This is a genomic window from Mycobacterium sp. (genome assembly GCF_008709575.1).
In the GTDB taxonomy this organism is placed as follows: Bacteria; Actinomycetota; Actinomycetes; order Mycobacteriales; family Mycobacteriaceae; genus Mycobacterium.
Window position 1 is genome coordinate 1 of sequence record NZ_VYIK01000561.1, and the last position, 522, is coordinate 522.

Annotated in this window: 1 protein-coding gene; it reads right to left on the bottom strand. The window is 67.0% G+C overall.

The genetic code is table 11. From position 1 onward, the window contains the following. Positions 1-191 precede the first annotated feature (191 nt). Entirely contained in the window at positions 192-398 is a 207-nt protein-coding gene (locus F6Q13_RS20140) for a hypothetical protein (RefSeq protein WP_293060199.1), read from the bottom strand. Between the last annotated feature and the right edge of the window lie 124 nt (positions 399-522).

Sequence of the window (522 nt, forward strand, 5' to 3'; positions counted from 1 at the left end):
GCCCTCGCGTGCCCCAGCATCCGCTGCACGGCCTTCACGTTCGCCCGCACACTCACGGCGAGGCTGGCTGCTGCCCTATCCCTGAGGTCGTGCGGTGTGATGGTGGGAAACCTATCGTCGGCGGCCTGGCACCGGTGGACGGCAGGACGGAACAGACGCGCCCGCCAATTAGAGTTCCTTAGCATCCCGCCTCATTGGTCGGTAAACACCAGCTCATCGCGGTCCTCTCCGGTCATCAGCGCGGCCAGGTCCCCAGCGAGCACGGCGGGGAATGGGACGGAACGCCGCTCGTGGGTCTTCGGCGTCTTCCAGTCCAGGCCGTTGATCTCCGTGACCGATCGGCTGACGGATACCCGTCGCCGGAGCATGTCGAAATCCTGTACCCGAAGGGCTGCCATCTCCCCCGGCGCAGACCGGTGTAGGCGAGGAACTGCACGACGATGCCGGCTTGCCCGCACTCGGCAGCCAGCGCCATGACCTGGCCGTGCGTCAGGTAGCCCCGGTCGGTGTGCTGCCGTTTCG

What these genes read in the sequence shown, in the direction of transcription:
- F6Q13_RS20140 (WP_293060199.1), bottom strand. Translation starts at nt 398, where the DNA reads ATGGCAGCCCTTCGGGTACAGGATTTCGACATGCTCCGGCGACGGGTA.